This is a genomic window from Pseudomonas soli (assembly GCF_021283165.2).
GTDB lineage: Bacteria > Pseudomonadota > Gammaproteobacteria > Pseudomonadales > Pseudomonadaceae > Aquipseudomonas > Aquipseudomonas soli.
Map to the genome: position 1 here is coordinate 817,822 of NZ_CP128543.1, position 17,210 is coordinate 835,031.

General features: G+C 63.5%; 16 protein-coding genes. 7 read left to right on the forward strand and 9 right to left on the reverse strand.

Annotated features, from left to right (window positions below; genetic code table 11):
- Positions 1-11: 11 nt before the first annotated feature.
- From ispE to LU688_RS03670, 3 genes are read right to left on the reverse strand one after another with little or no spacing between them, the layout of a single operon-like run.
- A complete protein-coding gene (ispE, locus tag LU688_RS03660; RefSeq protein ID WP_094010300.1) occupies positions 12-872 on the reverse strand; it encodes a 4-(cytidine 5'-diphospho)-2-C-methyl-D-erythritol kinase in 861 nt (286 codons plus the stop codon).
- 4 nt (positions 873-876) lie between these two features.
- Positions 877-1,494, reverse strand: coding sequence for a lipoprotein insertase outer membrane protein LolB (gene lolB / locus LU688_RS03665; protein ID WP_094010299.1), 618 nt, complete (start codon positions 1,492-1,494; stop codon positions 877-879).
- Positions 1,495-1,497: 3 nt separating this feature from the next.
- Positions 1,498-3,219, reverse strand: coding sequence for a tetratricopeptide repeat protein (locus LU688_RS03670; RefSeq protein WP_160290870.1), 1,722 nt, complete (start codon positions 3,217-3,219; stop codon positions 1,498-1,500).
- A gap of 689 nt (positions 3,220-3,908) precedes the next feature.
- On the opposite strand from LU688_RS03670, the gene hemA reads away from it, so the two are divergent.
- Genes hemA through murI form a run of 5 tightly spaced genes read left to right on the forward strand, consistent with a single transcriptional unit; the run spans position 3,909 to position 8,636 of the window.
- Complete coding sequence (gene hemA, locus LU688_RS03675; protein WP_038707349.1) at positions 3,909-5,186, forward strand: glutamyl-tRNA reductase; 1,278 nt, start codon at positions 3,909-3,911, stop codon at positions 5,184-5,186.
- Positions 5,183-6,265: a peptide chain release factor 1 gene (gene prfA, locus LU688_RS03680; RefSeq protein ID WP_023632111.1), complete on the forward strand. Its 1,083-nt coding sequence runs from the start codon at positions 5,183-5,185 to the stop codon at positions 6,263-6,265. Before hemA ends, prfA begins: the two co-directional genes overlap by 4 nt.
- Before the next feature lies 1 nt (position 6,266).
- Entirely contained in the window at positions 6,267-7,097 is an 831-nt protein-coding gene (gene prmC, locus LU688_RS03685; protein WP_038707350.1) for a peptide chain release factor N(5)-glutamine methyltransferase, read from the forward strand.
- Positions 7,091-7,846 (forward strand): molybdopterin-synthase adenylyltransferase MoeB, encoded by a 756-nt coding sequence (locus tag LU688_RS03690; RefSeq protein ID WP_094010298.1) that lies wholly within the window; start codon positions 7,091-7,093, stop codon positions 7,844-7,846. The genes prmC and LU688_RS03690 overlap by 7 nt, the downstream gene beginning before the upstream one ends.
- Positions 7,839-8,636 carry a glutamate racemase gene (gene murI, locus LU688_RS03695; RefSeq protein WP_094010297.1) on the forward strand — a complete coding sequence of 266 codons (798 nt, stop codon included), beginning with the start codon at positions 7,839-7,841 and terminating at the stop codon, positions 8,634-8,636. The genes LU688_RS03690 and murI overlap by 8 nt, the downstream gene beginning before the upstream one ends.
- Positions 8,637-8,645: 9 nt before the next feature.
- Here murI and LU688_RS03700 read toward each other — a convergent pair whose 3' ends face one another.
- From LU688_RS03700 to LU688_RS03720, 5 genes are all read right to left on the reverse strand, one after another.
- Entirely contained in the window at positions 8,646-9,326 is a 681-nt protein-coding gene (locus LU688_RS03700) for an SDR family NAD(P)-dependent oxidoreductase (RefSeq protein ID WP_094010296.1), read from the reverse strand.
- Complete coding sequence (gene phrB, locus LU688_RS03705; protein WP_160291178.1) at positions 9,323-10,765, reverse strand: deoxyribodipyrimidine photo-lyase; 1,443 nt, start codon at positions 10,763-10,765, stop codon at positions 9,323-9,325. The genes LU688_RS03700 and phrB overlap by 4 nt, the downstream gene beginning before the upstream one ends.
- A 21-nt stretch (positions 10,766-10,786) precedes the next feature.
- Entirely contained in the window at positions 10,787-11,656 is an 870-nt protein-coding gene (locus tag LU688_RS03710; RefSeq protein ID WP_094010294.1) for a MerR family transcriptional regulator, read from the reverse strand.
- Entirely contained in the window at positions 11,646-12,614 is a 969-nt protein-coding gene (locus tag LU688_RS03715; protein ID WP_023630155.1) for a YbgA family protein, read from the reverse strand. The genes LU688_RS03710 and LU688_RS03715 overlap by 11 nt, the downstream gene beginning before the upstream one ends.
- A 105-nt stretch (positions 12,615-12,719) precedes the next feature.
- Positions 12,720-13,706, reverse strand: a complete 987-nt coding sequence (locus LU688_RS03720; protein WP_023630156.1) for an NAD(P)/FAD-dependent oxidoreductase — start codon at positions 13,704-13,706, stop codon at positions 12,720-12,722.
- Positions 13,707-13,891: 185 nt separating this feature from the next.
- Between LU688_RS03720 and LU688_RS03725 the strand changes: the two genes are divergently transcribed.
- Positions 13,892-14,797, forward strand: a complete 906-nt coding sequence (locus LU688_RS03725) for a TIGR01777 family oxidoreductase (RefSeq protein ID WP_094010292.1) — start codon at positions 13,892-13,894, stop codon at positions 14,795-14,797.
- Between the two features lie 13 nt (positions 14,798-14,810).
- The gene (hemH, locus tag LU688_RS03730) at positions 14,811-15,824 is read left to right on the forward strand and encodes a ferrochelatase (protein WP_023630158.1); all 1,014 of its coding nucleotides are present in this window, start codon (positions 14,811-14,813) and stop codon (positions 15,822-15,824) included.
- A 111-nt stretch (positions 15,825-15,935) separates the two neighbouring features.
- On the opposite strand, the gene LU688_RS03735 is transcribed toward hemH, so the two are convergent.
- Entirely contained in the window at positions 15,936-17,210 is a 1,275-nt protein-coding gene (locus LU688_RS03735; RefSeq protein ID WP_038707351.1) for a uracil-xanthine permease family protein, read from the reverse strand.

Here is a 17,210-nt window from a genome sequence, read left to right on the forward strand (position 1 = left end):
GCTGCGAATTCTTATGAACTCGACTTCTTGATCAGACTTTGCAGCTTGCGATGCAACATCGAAACATTGCTTCCTTTCGCCACAAACCCTGTTTGGGTCTCTGAAAGAAGGGCCAGAACTTTATCAGCTTCGGCTTTGCTTGGGAAGGCCCCAAACACACAGCTTCCAGTGCCGGTCATTCGAGCTTCGGTAAATTTACCCAGTGAAATCAACGCATTGCGAACTTCAGGGTAACCTTGCTCTACCACCGGTTGGCAGTCATTTCGACTGTTTCCCTCGGGAACGGGGCGCATCTTAAGGGGGAGGGAATCACGTGTCAACTCTGGATGCGAAAAAATTTCCGCTGTGCTGACAGACACTTGCGGTACCAGTACGACATACCAGGGTTCGGCGGGGTCGACCGGGGTAAGTTGCTCGCCGACACCCTGGGCAAAGGCAGCATGGCCACGGACGAACACCGGCACATCGGCGCCGAGCGAAAGGCCCAGGGTCGCCAGGCGGTCTTCGTCCCAGTCCAGTTGCCACAAGTGCGCAAGTGCCAGCAGGGTGGTCGCCGCGTCAGAGCTGCCGCCTCCGATACCGCCTCCCATGGGCAGTACCTTGTTTAGCCAGATGTCGGCGCCGAGCTGGGTACCGGACTGGGTCTGCAGCATCCGCGCCGCGCGAACGATCAGGTTGCTGTCGTGGGGCACGCCGTCAATTTCCGTGCGCAGGCAGATCTGGCCATCTTCGCGCAGGGCGAAGCTCAGTTCGTCGCCATGCTCGAGAAACTGGAACACGGTTTCCAGCTCGTGATAACCATCGGCGCGGCGCCCGGTGATGTGCAGCCACAGGTTGAGCTTGGCCGGCGCAGGCAGTGTCAGCTTTTGCATCGAATCAGTGCCCCAGCTGGCGTGGCTGCCAGTCCTTGACCACCAGGGTTACGTCGATGTTCTCGCCGTGCAGCTTCAGGCGCTCGGGCAGCCAGTAGCCGTTCTGCTCCACATAGCTCAGGTATTCGACCTTCCAGCCGTCCTGGGCGAGGCTGGCCAGGCGGCTGTCGCCGTCAAGGGTCAGCTGGCTCTTGCTGTCCGGGGCGGGCAGTCCGCGCACCCACCAGACCAGGTGCGACACCGGCAGGCGCCAGCCCAGTTGCTCTTCCAGCAGGGCCTCGGGGTTGGCCGCCTCGTAGCGGCCCTGGTTGGCGACTTCCAGCACCACGCCGCCGGGGCGCCCGGTCAGGCGTGCCGCGCCGCGGCCCAGGGGGCCGGCCAGGCGGATGTCGTAGTAGTCCTGGCGTTGCAGCCAGAACAGCGTGCCGCTGCCCGAATCACGCGGGGCGCGGATGCCGACCTTGCCGTTGATCTGCCAGCCGTCGAGGCTGCCCAGCTGCTGCTTGTGCTCGCGCCACAGCTGCGGGTTGCCCTGGCCCTGTACGGCTTCCTTGCTGCCGAAGCCAGCGCAGCCGGCGAGCAGGGCGATGAGGGTGAAGGTGATGCAATGACGCAGAAGCATGGTTTACAGGCTCTCGGATCCGGTCAGGCGCAACAGGGTCTTGCGCAGGATGGGGCTGTCGGCCTGGGCTTCGAAGCCCTTGGCCCAGACTTGGCGGGCTTCGCGGCGCTTGCCGTTGGCCCAGAGGACTTCGCCCAGGTGGGCGGCGACTTCATGATCGGGGAAGCGTTCGAAGGCCAGGCGCAGCTGGCGCTCGGCTTCCTCGAGGTTGCCCGTGCGATAGGCGATCCAGCCCAGGCTGTCGAGCACGGCCGGGTCGTCCGGGGTGAGCTGGTGGGCTTTGTCGATCAGCGCCTTGGCTTCGCCGTAGCGGGTGGTGCGGTCGGCCAGGGTGTAGCCCAGGGCGTTGAGAGCCATGGCGTTTTCCGGCTCGCGGGCGATGATGGTGCGCAGGTCTTTTTCCATCTGTGCCAGGTCGTTGTGCTTCTCTGCGAGCATGGCGCGGGTATAGAGCAGGTTGAGGTCATCCGGGTAACGTTTGATCGCCTGCTCCAGCACTTGAGATGCCTGGGCCTCCTTGCCGTTGTTACCCAGGCTTTCTGCTTCGATCAGGTACAGTTGGATAGCGTAGTCCGGCTGTGCCTCACGGGCTTCGCCGAGCAGCTTCGAGGCTTCGGCGCTACGTCCGTTGGCAATGAGGATATCGGCCTGTCGCAGTTGCGCCGGCAGGTAGTCTGGGCCGGGCCCGACCAGGGCGTACTCGCGCAGGGCAGCGGCGGGTTGGCTGCGTTCTTCGCGGATGCGGCCGAGGTTGAGGTGGGCGGCGTCGACATTGGCGTCCCGTTCGACAAGCTCCTGCAGGTAGCCTTCGGCTTCGTCCCAGTGCTTGGTTTCCAGGCATACCAGGGCAAGCGAGTAGCGGATCTCATCATCTTCCGGATACTGCTGCAGCAGGCTCTCGAATTCGGCCTTGGCGTCATTGATGCGGTCCTGCTCGACCAAGGTGCGCGCGTAGGTCAGGCGCAGACGCTTGTCTTCAGGGTTGTCGCGAATCGCCCTACGCAGCAGTGGCAGGGCCTCGGGGCCGCGGTCCAGGGCTTGCAACAGGCGGGCGCGCAGCAACATCGGTGCAATCTCGCCATTCTGCGGTGGGTGGGTCTCGAGCAGGTCGAGGGCCTGTTGTGGCTTGTCGTCTTGGTTGAGAAGCAGGGCCTTGCCGAATACCAGCTGACCGTTGTCGGGGTATTTCACCAGCAGGCGGTCGAAGCTTTGCATCAAACCGTCGCGGGTGTGCTGGTCGGTCTCGGCGGCCGACAGGGCGAGGAAGTCGAAGTGGGTGTCGCCCTGGCCTTGCAGCACCTTTTCCATATAGGTCATGGAGTCGTCGTAGCGTCCGGCACGGGCTAGCTGGATGGCGGCGGCGCGCTGGGCGTCGAGATTCTGCGGGTCGTTGCGGGCCCAGATCAGCGCGGTGTCCAGGGCCGGTTCGTCGGCGCCCAGGTACTCGGCGATACGATAGGCGCGTTCGGAGACGGCCGGGTCCTGGGTCTTCTCGGCCTGGTCGACGTAGTTGGCCAGGGCGATGTCGAAGCGGTTGCGCTGGCCGGCCAGCTCCGCCACCAGCAGGCTGTACAGGGTGTCCTGCTTGAACGATCCGTACACCACGGGCTTTTCCGCGCTCTTGCCGGCGTCGGCGGCGGGCGTCTGGACGTCCGTCTTCGGGGCCAGGCTCTGGCAGCCTTGAAGCAGGGCGAGGGCAAGCAGCAATGCGTAGGATTTGTTCATAGAGGCTTATAAAGAGGCTAAACCGGCGGTCGGAGCATGATGACACAAGCGCGATGGCAAACCCACCTGCGAAGGTCGTGGTGTGAAGCGGTGCTTCGGAGTATAGGGACAATGAGCCGGAGCGGTGGTTCGCAACCACTCCACGGCATCCTGCCCTTGCCCTTGCCCTTGCCCTTGCCCTTGCCCCTTGCCCTTGTTTTTGTTTTTGCTTTTGCTTCTAAGCGCGCGGTAGTTCAGGCAATGCCAATTGCGACTTCAGGAGGCCGAACGCAGGTCTTGCGGAGGGAGGTGACGGGCATGGATGCCCGTCAAGCGCTGCGCCCCAGGATGGGGCGTTCAGCGCGGACCTCCCGGGAGCAAGGCCGGAGTGAGGGGACCCCGGAGCGAAGCGTAGGGGCCGGATGAATGGAGCCGGGCGGCTTTGGTTACTTTGGCCGTCCAAAGTAACCCGCCGTAAGGGCGGAAAGGTGACTGTGAGTCGCCGCAGCGAATGAATGCGCATACAGCTTTCAATACACACGCTCTAAAAAGCCAAAGCCAAAGCCAAAGCCAAAGCCAAAGCCAAAGGCAGATAGAGGTGGCAGGACAGCCGATAGCCTGGCCGCATTAGCACAATAGCGAACGGTGGTTGTTCTAAAACCTGCGAAGTAGGACAATTATCGGCTTCACGTCCCAACCAGCGATCTTGCATGGCCTTTCTTGCCCTTGGTATCAACCATAAGACTGCCTCGGTAGACGTACGCGAGCGCGTGGCGTTTACGCCCGAGCAGCTGGTCGATGCCCTGCAGCAGCTGTGCCGACTGACCGCCAGCCGCGAAGCGGCGATCCTGTCGACCTGCAACCGTAGCGAACTCTATATAGAACAGGACCACCTTGCCGCCGATGCCGTGCTGCAATGGCTGGCCGACTATCACCAGCTGAGCCTCGACGAGCTGCGCGCCAGTGCCTATGTCCACGAGGAGCACGACGCGGTCCGGCATATGATGCGCGTGGCCTCCGGCCTCGATTCGCTGGTGCTCGGTGAGCCGCAGATCCTCGGCCAGATGAAGTCGGCCTACGCCGTGGCGCGCGAGGCCGGCACCGTCGGCCCGTTGCTTGGGCGCCTGTTCCAGGCCACCTTCAGCGCCGCCAAGCAGGTGCGCACCGATACCGCCATCGGCGAGAACCCGGTGTCGGTGGCGTTTGCCGCAGTGAGCCTGGCCAAACAGATCTTCTCCGACCTGGGCCGCAGCCAGGCGCTGCTGATTGGCGCCGGCGAGACCATCACCCTGGTCGCCCGCCATCTGCACGAGCAGGGCGTGCGCCGTATCGTCGTGGCCAACCGTACCCTGGAGCGCGCCAGTATCCTCGCCGAGCAGTTCGGTGCCCATGCGGTGCTGCTGGCGGACATCCCGCAGGAGCTGGCCAATAGCGACATCGTCATCAGTTCCACCGCCAGCCAATTGCCGATCCTGGGCAAGGGCGCGGTGGAGAGTGCGCTGAAACAGCGCCGGCACAAGCCGATCTTCATGGTCGACATCGCCGTGCCGCGAGACATCGAGCCGCAGGTCGGCGAGCTGGACGACGTCTACCTCTATACCGTCGATGACCTGCATGAAGTGGTCGCGGAAAACCTCAAAAGTCGTCAGGGCGCCGCCCAGGCCGCCGAGGAGCTGGTCTCGGCCGGCGCGGATGATTTCATGGTGCGCCTGCGTGAGCTGGCGGCGGTGGACGTGCTCAAGGCCTATCGCCAACAGAGCGAGCGCCTACGCGACGAGGAACTGCAAAAGGCCCAGCGCCTGCTGGCCAACGGCGGCAACCCCGAGGACGTGCTCATGCAACTGGCCCGGGGTCTGACCAACAAGCTATTGCATGCACCCAGCGTACAACTGAAAAAGCTCTCCGCCGAAGGCCGCCTCGATGCGCTGGCCATGGCCCAGGAACTCTTCGCCCTCGACGAGGGCTCGACGGACAAATCCCCGCAATGAAAGCGTCGCTGCTGAACAAACTGGACACGCTCCAGGACCGCTTCGAGGAACTCACCGCGCTGCTCGGTGATGCCGAAGTCATTTCCGACCAGACGCGCTTTCGCGCCTATTCCCGTGAATATGCCGAAGTGGAACCGGTCATCGGGGCCTATAAAGAATGGCGCAAGGTCCAGGACGACCTTGAAGGCGCCCAGGCGCTGCTCAAGGACGCCGATCCCGATCTGCGCGAGATGGCGGTGGAGGAAGTGCGTGAAGCCAAGGAGCTGTTGGTGGGCCTGGAGTCGCAGCTGCAGCGCATGCTGCTGCCCAAGGACCCCAACGACGGGCGCAACGTGTTCCTGGAAATCCGTGCCGGCACCGGTGGCGACGAGGCGGCGATCTTCTCCGGCGACCTGTTCCGCATGTACTCGCGCTATGCCGAGAAGCGCGGCTGGCGCCTGGAGATCCTCTCCGAGAACGAAGGCGAGCACGGTGGCTACAAGGAAATCATCGCCCGGGTCGAAGGGGATAGCGTCTACGGCAAGCTGAAGTTCGAGTCCGGCGCGCACCGTGTGCAGCGTGTGCCGGAAACCGAGTCGCAAGGCCGTATCCATACCTCCGCCTGCACCGTGGCGGTGTTGCCCGAGCCCGACGAGCAGGTGGCGATCGAGATCAACCCGGCCGACCTGCGCGTGGACACCTACCGCGCATCCGGTGCCGGCGGCCAGCACGTCAACAAGACCGATTCGGCGATCCGTATCACCCACTTGCCCACCGGCATTGTGGTCGAGTGCCAGGAAGAACGTTCGCAGCACAAGAACCGTGCCCGCGCCATGTCCTGGCTGTCGGCCAAGCTCAACGACATGCAGACCAGCGCCGCGCAGAACGCCATCGCCAGCGAGCGCAAGCTGCTGGTCGGCTCGGGCGATCGCTCCGAGCGCATCCGCACCTACAATTACCCACAGGGACGGGTTACCGACCATCGCATCAACCTCACCCTTTATTCGCTCGATGATATTCTCGCCGGCGGTGTGGACGCGGTGATCGAACCGTTGCTGGCCGAATACCAGGCCGATCAGCTGGCTGCCCTGGGGGACTGAAATGACCATCATCGCCAGCTTGTTGCGCAACGCACAGTTGCCGGACTCACCGACCGAACGGCTGGACGCCGAGTTGCTCCTGGCTGCGGCCCTGGGCAAGTCGCGCAGCTACCTGCACACCTGGCCCGAGCGCATCGTCAGCAGCGAGGCGGCAGCCGCCTTCGCCGGCTACCTCGAGCGCCGTCGCGCCGGTGAACCGGTGGCCTATATCCTCGGCCAGCAGGGGTTCTGGAAGTTGGACCTGGAAGTGGCACCGCACACGCTGATCCCGCGTCCGGACACCGAGCTGCTGGTGGAGACCGCCCTGGAGCTGGTTTCGCCCAAGCCCGCCCGGGTGCTCGACCTGGGCACCGGTACTGGGGCCATCGCCCTGGCCCTGGCCAGCGAGTGTCCTGGTTGGCAGGTGATGGCGGTGGACCGTATCGACGAGGCCGTGGCCCTGGCCGAGCGCAACCGCCAGCGCCTGGGTCTGGGCAATGTCCAGGTGCTTGTCAGCCACTGGTTCGACGCCCTCGCCGGTGAGCGCTTTGACCTGATCCTCAGCAACCCGCCCTATATCCGCGCCGCCGATCCGCATCTGGTGGCCGGTGACGTGCGTTTCGAGCCCAGTAGCGCACTGGTGGCCGGTGAAGACGGATTGGACGATCTGCGCGTGATCGTGGCCCAGGCGCCAGGGCACCTATTGCCTGGTGGCTGGCTGCTGCTCGAGCATGGGTATGATCAATCCGCCGCGGTACGTGCATTGCTGGTGAGCGGCGGCTTCACCGAGGTGGTCAGCCGGGTCGACCTGGGTGGCCATGAACGCATCAGCCTGGGACGTCTGCCATGTTGAGCGACCAGGAGCTTTTGCGCTACAGCCGGCAGATCTTGTTGTCGCAGGTGGATATCGACGGTCAGTTGCGTCTGAAACACAGCAAGGCCCTGGTCATCGGCCTGGGCGGGCTAGGCTCGCCGGTGGCGCTGTACCTCGCGGCGGCGGGTGTCGGTGAGCTACATCTGGCCGACTTCGACACCGTCGACTTGACCAACCTGCAGCGACAGGTGATCCACGACAGCGACAGCGTCGGCATGAGCAAGGTCGATTCGGCGATCAGGAGGTTGCAGGCGATCAACCCGCAAGTCAGCCTGGTTACCCATCGCCAGGCGCTGGACGAGGATTCGCTGGCCGTCGCCGTGGCGGCGGTGGACGTGGTGCTGGACTGCTCCGACAACTTCGGCACCCGCGAGGCGGTCAACGCCGCCTGCGTCGCCGCTGGCAAACCGCTGGTCAGCGGCGCGGCGATCCGCCTCGAGGGCCAGTTGTCGGTGTTCGACACCCGTCGCGACACCAGTCCTTGCTACCACTGCCTGTATGGTCATGGCAGCGAGGCCGAACTGACTTGCAGCGAGGCCGGGGTGATTGGCCCTTTGGTAGGTTTGGTCGGCAGCCTGCAGGCGCTGGAGGCCTTGAAGTTGCTGGCAGGGTTTGGCGAGCCATTGGTGGGGCGCCTGTTGCTGATTGATGCATTGAGTACGCGCATGCGCGAGCTGCGGGTCAAGCGCGACCCAGCCTGCGCCGTGTGCGCCAGCCGTCATGGCTGAGCGTTTGGCGCCTATTGGCGTGATGGACTCCGGTGTTGGCGGCTTGTCGGTACTAGCCGAAATCCAGCGCCTGCTGCCCAGCGAGTCGTTGCTGTATGTCGCCGACAGCGGCCATGTGCCGTATGGCGAAAAATCCCCGGACTACATCCGTCGGCGCCTGCGTCACATTGCCGAATTCTTCCGCGAGCAAGGCGCCAAAGCCATGGTGTTGGCATGCAACACCGCCACAGTGGCGGCAGTGGCCGACCTGCGTGAGCTGTACCCGGACTGGCCGTTGGTGGGGATGGAGCCGGCGGTCAAGCCGGCGGCGGCAGCGACCCGTTCCGGCGTTGTCGGTGTGCTGGCAACCACCGGCACCCTGCAGAGTGCCAAGTTCGCCGCTTTGCTTGATCGCTTCGCCAATGACGTGCAAGTGATTACCCAGCCGTGCCCGGGTTTGGTCGAGCGCATCGAGGCGGGTGACCTGGTCAGCGAGCAGTTGCGCCAATTGTTGTCGGGCTACGTGAAACCTTTGCTGGCGGCTGGATGCGATACGCTGATCCTGGGCTGCACCCACTATCCGTTTTTGCGGCCCATGCTGGCGGAAATGGTGCCGGCGGATGTGGCGATCATTGACACCGGTGCTGCCGTGGCGCGACAACTGCAGCGCTTGCTGGGCGCTCGTGAACTCCTCAGCGACGGACCGGCGCAGGCGACGGCGTTCTGGAGCAGTAGCGAGCCAGGCAGCTTGGAGCAGGTGCTGCCGCTGCTGTGGAACCAGCCCGGCAGCGTGCAGCGCTTCGTGCCTTGAATCACGCTGTCAGCTGTTCTCTGGCAGTGGCCACAGTTCGCTGGGCTTGAGCACTTCCAGCACCAGCTGGGGTTGGCGCTGCTCCAGGCGCGACAGCAACTCTTGCGCAGCACTTTGCGCCGACCAGGGTTCAGGTACAGCCTGTGCCGAGGTCACAGGGCTTTTCAGCAACTGCGGCGCCACGACGGTCAGATCGATACCCAGCGTTTGCAAGGTGGCGCGCTGCTCATTCAACCAGGTCGGCAGGCTGTTGCCGCCAGTGAGCGGCTGGTTCGGCTCGAACAGTTGCAGGGCCGAATAGCGGCTGAGGATGGCCATGACCTGAGGCTTCTTGCCTTTGGCCAGCAAGGGCAGCGCCGCGGCCAGGCACTGGTGAGTAGCTTGCAGGTTGCTGCTGGCGATCTGCTCGAATAGATCTTTATCCGCCAGACTGTCTGGCAGGTAATCGCAGGTCCCAGCATTGATGATCAATGCATCCAGCGCATCCGATTGGGCTCGAAGCTGATGGCTGGCGTCCTGCAAGGGGCCGGAAAGGCGCAACAAGCGTGTGCCGTAACCTTGGCCCAGGGTATGGAGTTCCTGGCTATCCTTGCCACTGGCGGTCACCGTGTGTCCCTGTGCGAGCAACTCTTCCACCAAGGCCAGGCCGAGTCCGTGGCCGGCTCCTGTAATCCAGAATCGACGTGTCATGGTTTATGCCCCTGATCCTGCCAGCTGGACAAGCTTTTGAAAGCTTCCAATGCGCGTTGGCGACTACTTTCGAGATCGACTATCGGGTTGGCGTAAAGATTTGTACCAAATAGATCGGCAGATATCACTGGGTAGTGAATCGATTTGTCGTCCCTGGCTTGCAGTTCGGGCAGCCAGCGACGAATGAACGCGCCATTGGGGTCGAAGCGTTGTGACTGAGTAACAGGGTTGAATATCCGGAAATACGGCACGGCGTCGGTGCCGGTCGATGCGCTCCATTGCCACCCGCCATTATTGGCGGCTAAGTCGCCGTCTATCAGATGCCGCATGAAATGCCGTTCGCCATGCCGCCAGTCGATCAACAGGTTCTTGCTGAGGAACATCGCGACAATCATGCGTAAGCGGTTGTGCATCCAACCGGTGTCCAGTAACTGGCGCATGGCAGCATCGACGATAGGAAAGCCCGTGCGGCCCTCCTTCCAGGCTTGCAGATCGGCGGGCGCATCGCGCCAAGCCAATCCCTCGGTGTGGAGGCGAAAGGCGCGATGCCGCGAGACGCGGGGGTAACCCACCAGTGTGTGCTTGTAGAACTCACGCCACAGCAGCTCGTTGACCCATGTCTGAGCGCCCGCGCTGCCGCTGTCGAACTCGCCTCGGTTGCTCGCCAGGACCGCGTGCAGGCACTGGCGTGGCGAGATCACGCCCGCAGCGAGATAGGGCGAAAGCTGGCTGGTTCCGGCCTTGGCGGGCAGGTCGCGCAATTGCGCGTAGTCTTCGACGATTTCGTCGATGAAGCGCTGCAACCGCTGGCGAGCTTCCTTCTCACCCGCAGGCCAGCAATCGCGCAAGGTTTGGGTAGGACTCTCGAAGCCTTCAATGTGCTCGGGAATGGCGTCACTACGGATCCCCAAGGCCTCTTGACGCTGTACCGTTGGGGCTAGGGGCGGCAGGGCACGGTGCAGGTGTTCGAGGCAGACCCGTTTGAACTGGCTGAATACCTGGAAATACTGCCCACTACGGGTCAGCACAGTTCCGGGCTGGAACAACAACTGGTCGAGATGGCCGGTGGCCTCGACCCCTGCTCGCTGCAATGACTCACGCGTGGCCTCGTCGCGTTGCGCCTCGTTGATACCGTACTCGTCATTCCAGTGCACGGCTTCGATGCCGTGCTGGCGGCAGACTTCGAGCACGCATCGAGGCGTATCCGCCCAAGTGGAGACCTGGCGAACCAGCAGTGGAATGTTCAGCGCCTCCAGCGACTGGCGCAGCAGCCGCAGGTTGCGCAGCCAAAAGTCGACCTTGCAGGGCGCGTCGTCATGGGCCAGCCATTGCCCGGGGCTGGCGATCCAGAGGGCCATGGTCGGGCCGCGCTGGCAGGCTGCCGCCAGGGCGGTGTTGTCGTCGATACGCAGGTCACTGCGTAGCCAGATCAGTTGCATGGAGAACGGGTCCACGATTGGTCAGGGTTGCTGGAAGCGGCGCAAGGCGGCTTGCGGGCTGTCGAACAGATACAGGTCGGTCAGCGGCAGGGCACGAAGCTCAGCTTCATGAAGAGTGACCGTGCTACCGCCCAGGAGTTTCTTCACGTTGGTTTCCCGAAGTGCTCGCCCCAATGCGGTCAGGTCTGGACGCCGCCCGAGATGCAGCAGCAGCGTATGCGGTCGCAGTCGATCCACGGCCAGGCGCAGCTGGCGAGGCTCGACGGACCACTCGAGAATCTCCAGGTGATGGCCATTGCTGCTCAGCAGCCAGGCGCAGAGCCAGAACTCCGTGTCAAAGGGGGTATCGTCGGTGCGGGCGAGCAGTATGCAGGGGCCGGTTAGTGATTGGCCATCGTGATAAACACGGGCGCCCAGCTTGCTGCGCAGCCAGGTATGGAAAAAGACCTGCTCGAGACGGGCGTCGAAATGGGTTTGCCAGCGCGATGTGAGTGCCTCTAGTAGCGGCAAGAGCAGGCGTTCACAGACGGTCACGGCAGGGTAGAGGGCCATCATCTGGTTCAGTAGTTGGTCCAAGGGGCGCTGGGCCAGGCGTGTAGTTGCCGTGATCATTTGCTCGATACGTTCACCCCATTCGCCCTGGAGGGTTGGCGGAGTGTTCGTTGAGCCGTCCAGCAGCTCGCGCACCTGGCTGATTGCGGCGCCGCGCTCCAACCAGCACAACGCGGCCTGGACCCTTTGCACCTGGTCTTGGGAATAGAGGCGATGGCCCTTGGGAGTGCGCTGGGGCTTGATAAGGCCGTAGCGACGCTCCCACGCGCGCAAGGTGACCGGATTGACGCCGGTGAGTCGCGCTACCTCGCCGATGGGCAGCAGTTCGTCAGATGGCATTGCGTAATCCAAGGTTTTCCGGATGGGGTTGCAGGTACGCCTGCTGCATGAGGTAGGGATCGGGATGGTTGCGCAAGTGGTGCTTGAGCAGGGTCAACGGCACGACCAGTGGCACCACGCCTTTCTGGTATTGGCCGATGAGCTGTTGCAGTTCAGCCTTGTCGGCTCGATCCAGGTCATTGCGCAGATAGCCGCTCAGGTGCTGCAGCACGTTACCGTGGGTGCCGCGGCTGGCGCAGCGACGCAGCGCCTGCATCAGCTGGCTGAAGTATTGGCTACCGATGTGCGCGGGATCATCGTCACGGTTCAAGCTGCCAAGCAGGCGGCCGAGGCTGCGATAGGCCTGTGGGTTGTGGGCCATGAGCAGGTACTTGTAGCGCGCATGAAAGCGAGTCAGCGCGCCTCGGCTCAGGCCCTGACGCAGTTGTGATTGCCAGTCGGCGTAAGTGTAGACCCGGGCAATGAAGTTCTCCCGCAGTACCGGATCGTGCAGACGCCCCTCTTCCTCGACCGGCAGATCCGGGCGCCGGGCACAGAACGCCGCAGCGTACACCCCCCGTCCAGCCCGCTGCGCAGGACGGCCTTCATCCTGATAGACCTTCACTCGTTCAAGCCCGCAAGACGGCGATTTCTGCATGAAAATGTAGCCGCAGATGTCGTCGATCTGCTCGGCCATTTGCTCGCCGTATTCGCGTAGCGGGCCGGTGAAGTCGGTGGTGCTGTTGAGCGTGCCGGTGACCACCGGATGTTCGGGATCACCGACCAGACGAATCGGCTCGCGCGGGGTTCCCAGGCCGATGGCGACTTCAGGGCACAACGGTACCCAGTCGAAATGTTCATCGAGCAGGTCCAGACACAGGCTGGAGGCTTTATGGCCAGCGTTGTAGCGCACATTCAGGCCAGTCAGGCAGGCACTGATGGCCAAGCGTGGCTTGCGGCTGGAAAGGGGAGCGTTCATCGCGGTCTCCGAAATACTTGTACAGGCTGAAAAATTTGTACAAGTTAATTTCAGCACAGATGAAAACTTATACAAGCGAAATTTTTGTATAAGTTTTCAGCGCGACTATTCGAGGTGCTCCAGCAGTCGCCTGGCGGCTTCCTGGCCGCTGAGCCAGGCACCTTCGACGCGCCCGGACAGGCACCAGTCGCCACAGGCATACAAACCCAGGTCGGCATCGGCCAGCGTGCCCCACTCGTGGTTGACCGCGGGGCGGGCGTACAGCCAGCGGTGGGCGAGGGCAAAGGTAGGCGCGGGCACCGAGCAGCTGAGCATTTCGGCGAATGCACCCCACAGTTGTTCAATCACCTCTTCCTTGGCCAGGTCGATGTGCTGTTTGCTCCAGTCGGACGTGGCGTGCAGTACCCAGGTATCGAGGTGTGCGTCCCGGCCTGGCTTGCTACGGTTACGAGCCAGCCAGTCGAGCGGGTTGGCCTGTACGAAGCAGCCCTGCATCGGCGTGTCGAGTGGTGTCTCGAAGCCCAGGGCGATGGCCCAGGTGGGTTCCATCTGCACGCCTGCGGCGACCGCCGCGAGTTTCGGTGCGGCGGCCAGCAGCGGTGTGGCCTGGGGGGCCGGCACAGCGATCACCACTCGGCTGAACGGTCCATGGCTGCAGCCTTCGGTGTCCTGCAAATGCCAGTACTGCTTACCGCGGAACACTTCGGCGATGCGGCAGCCGAAGTTGACCGTGACATCCTTGAGCAAGCCGCGGGTGATGGCGCTCATGCGCGGCACGCCGACCCAGCGGACCTGTTCGTCCGGGGAGGGCGTCAGTTCGCCATCTCGGTAGTTGTACAGTTGCGGTTTCCACTGCGCGGCCCAGCCCGAAGCGACCCAGTGCTGGACCTGCTCGACGAAGCGCCGGTCACGGGCAGTGAAGTATTGTGCACCAAGGTCGAGGGCCCCGGCATCGCTGCGCTTGCTGGCCATGCGGCCGCCGCTGCCATGGCCCTTGTCGAACAAGTGGACGGTCTGCCCGGCCTTCTGCAGGGCCTGGGCTGCGGACAGGCCGGCGATACCGGCTCCGATGATGGCGATGGGTACTGTCATGATGGCCTCTTCGAACCTAGCTTCACGCAGCGTACGCTGCCAGGCAAACCTGTACAATGCACAATGTTTGTATAAGGTTATTCCGCTCGATAGGCAGGTGGCCTATGTTTATCCGAGAGCGATCAGTCAAAAAAGTGCCTTGATCTTAAAAATAGACCACGGCCGCCAAGTGTGAGGACACAGCCATGCATATATTGCTGACCGGCGGTACCGGCCTTATCGGCCAACACCTGTGCCAACTGTGGCGGGGCCAGGGGCATCGGCTGACTGTCTGGAGCCGCAGGCCTGAACAGGTGGCGAAAATCTGTGGCACTGGAGTGCGTGGTGTTGCGCGGCTGGACGATATCGCCAAGGACGACCCAGTGGATGCAGTCATCAACCTGGCCGGCGCGCCGATCGCCGATCGCCCCTGGACTGCGGCGCGCCGGACCCTGCTCTGGGCCAGTCGGGTGACCCTTACCGAACAGTTGCTGGCCTGGCTGGATAGCCGTGAGCAGCGGCCGTCGGTGCTGATTTCCGGCTCTGCGGTGGGTTGGTACGGCGACGGCGGTGAGCGCGAACTCACGGAGACCTCGGCCCCGGTGAAGGAGGACTTCGCCAGCCAGCTGTGCATCGCCTGGGAGGAGACCGCCCTGCGTGCACAGGCATTGGGGATCCGCGTGGTGCTGGTGCGAACTGGCCTGGTGCTGGCGGCCGATGGCGGCTTTTTGTCGCGCCTGCGACTGCCCTACAAACTGGGCCTGGGCGGGCCTCTGGGCGATGGCCGGCAGTGGATGCCCTGGGTGCATATCGATGATCAAATCGCCCTGATTGATTTTCTCATGCAGCACAAGGAGGCCAGCGGTCCCTATAATGCCTGCGCGCCGGAGCCGGTGCGCAATCGCGAGTTCGCCAAGCGCCTGGGGCGCACCTTGCATCGTCCGGCGTTCATGCCGACGCCGGCGCTGCTGCTCAAGGCCGTGCTCGGCGAGCTGTCGACGCTACTGCTCGGTGGCCAGCGTGCCCGCCCTGTACGCCTGTTGGCGGCGGGCTTCACGTTCCGTTTCAACGATCTGCAATCGGCCCTGGACAACCTGTCCAGCCGCCTCTGACATAGGACGCTGCATGACTGATCATGCCCTGCTGCTGGTCAACCTGGGTTCGCCGGCTTCCACCTCGGTAGCCGACGTGCGCCGTTACCTCAACCAGTTTCTGATGGACCCCTATGTGATCGATCTGCCCTGGCCGGTGCGGCGGTTGCTGGTGTCGCTGATCCTGATCAAGCGGCCGGAGCAGTCGGCCCATGCTTACGGCTCGATCTGGTGGGATGAAGGTTCGCCCCTGGTGGTGCTGACCCGCCGCCTGCGCCAGGCGATGCTCGAGCATTGGCCCCATGGCCCGGTGGAGATCGCCATGCGCTATGGCGAGCCAGCACTGCCTGACGTGCTCGAGCGCCTGGCCACGCAAGGTGTGCGCAAGGTGACGTTGGCACCGCTTTATCCACAGTTCGCCGACAGTACCGTGACTACGGTGGTGGAGCTGGCCAAGCAGACCATCGCCGAGCGCCGGCTGCCCTTGCAGACCCGCGTGCTCCAGCCGTTCTACGAGCATCCCGACTATATCGAGGCATTAGCTGCCAGCGCCCGCCCGTACCTGGAGCAGGACTACGATCACCTGTTGCTGAGCTTCCATGGCCTGCCCGAACGGCACCTGAAAAAGCTCGACCCCACCGGCAACCATGACTTCCAGGCGGCCGACTGCTGCAAGGACGCCAGCGCCGAGATGCGCGCGGTGTGCTATCGCGGCCAGTGCCTGGCCACGGCCAGGGCGTTCGCCGAGAAGATGGGCATCCCCGAGGGCAAGTGGTCGGTGTCGTTCCAGTCGCGTCTGGGCCGAGCCAAGTGGATCGAGCCGTATACCGAAACGCGTCTTGACGAGCTAGGCAAGGCGGGGGTGAAGAAGTTGCTGGTGATGTGCCCGGCGTTTGTCGCCGATTGCATCGAGACGCTGGAAGAGATCGGCATGCGCGGCAGTGAGCAGTTCATCGAGGCCGGCGGCAAGGAGCTAGTGTTGGTGCCGTGCCTTAACGATCACCCAGAGTGGGTGAGAGTGCTGGCGGGACTGTGCGAGAAGGCCTGAGCGGGAATCCGTGATGCTGCGTGGGAGCGGGCTTGCCCCGCGAAGGCGATGGCCTGGGCTTAGCCATCGCGGGACAAACCCGCTCTCACATGGGTGCAACTACTTGGTCATTCAAGGCAACTGATCATCCAGTTTCTTGTTCTTCCAGCCATCATTGCCCGGCAGGATCAGGTTCAGGGCAATGGCCACCACGGCGCACAGGGCGATGCCCTTCAGGCCCCAATCGTCCGGGCCGTCACCGCTGCCGATCAGCACGCCGCCGATACCGAACACCAGGGTCACCGACACGATCACCAGGTTGCGGGCCTCGGCCAGGTCGATCTTGTGGCGGATCATGGTGTTCATGCCCACTGCGGCGATCGAACCGAACAACAGGCAGAGAATGCCGCCCATCACCGGCACCGGAATGCTCTGCAGCAATGCGCCGAACTTGCCGATGAAGGCCAGGGTGATGGCGAATACCGCCGCCCAGGTCATGATCTTCGGGTTGTAGTTCTTGGTCAGCATCACCGCGCCGGTCACTTCGGCGTAGGTGGTGTTGGGCGGGCCGCCGAACAGGCCGGCTGCCGTGGTGGCCAGGCCGTCACCAAGCAGCGTGCGGTGCAGGCCGGGCTTTTTCAGGTAGTCGCGGCCGGTCACGCTGCCCACCGCAATCACCCCGCCGATGTGTTCGATCGCCGGGGCCAGGGCTACGGGCACGATGAACAGAATGGCCTGCCAGTTGAAGGCTGGCGCTGTGAAGTTGGGCAGTTCCAGCCATGGGGCCGCGGCGATCTTGGCAGTGTCGACCACGCCGAAGGCGAACGACAGCGCGAAGCCCACCAGCACGCCGGAGATGATCGGTACCAGGCGGAAGATGCCTTTGCCGAACACGGCCACGATCAGCGTGGTCAGCAGTGCCGGCATGGAGATCAGCATGGCGGTCTTGTACGGCATCAGCGCAGCACCGTCACCACCCTTGCCCATCGCCATGTTGGCGGCGATCGGCGCCATGGCCAGGCCTATGGAAATGATCACCGGGCCGATGACCACCGGCGGCAGCATGCGGTCGATGAAGCCGGTGCCCTTGATCTTCACCATCAGGCCCATGAAGGTGTACACGAAGCCTGCCGCCATGACGCCGCCCATGGTCTCGGCCAGGCCGAACTGGCCCTTGGCGAGGATGATCGGGGTGATGAAAGCGAAGCTCGAGGCCAGGAACACCGGGACCTGACGGCCTGTGACCAGCTGGAACAGCAGGGTGCCGATGCCGGCGGTGAACAGTGCCACGTTGGGGTCGAGGCCGGTGATCAGCGGCATCAGCACCAGCGCGCCGAATGCCACGAAGAGCATCTGCGCGCCCGAAACGACCTGGCGCCAGAGCGGGTCGTTGAAGCCGTCCTGCAT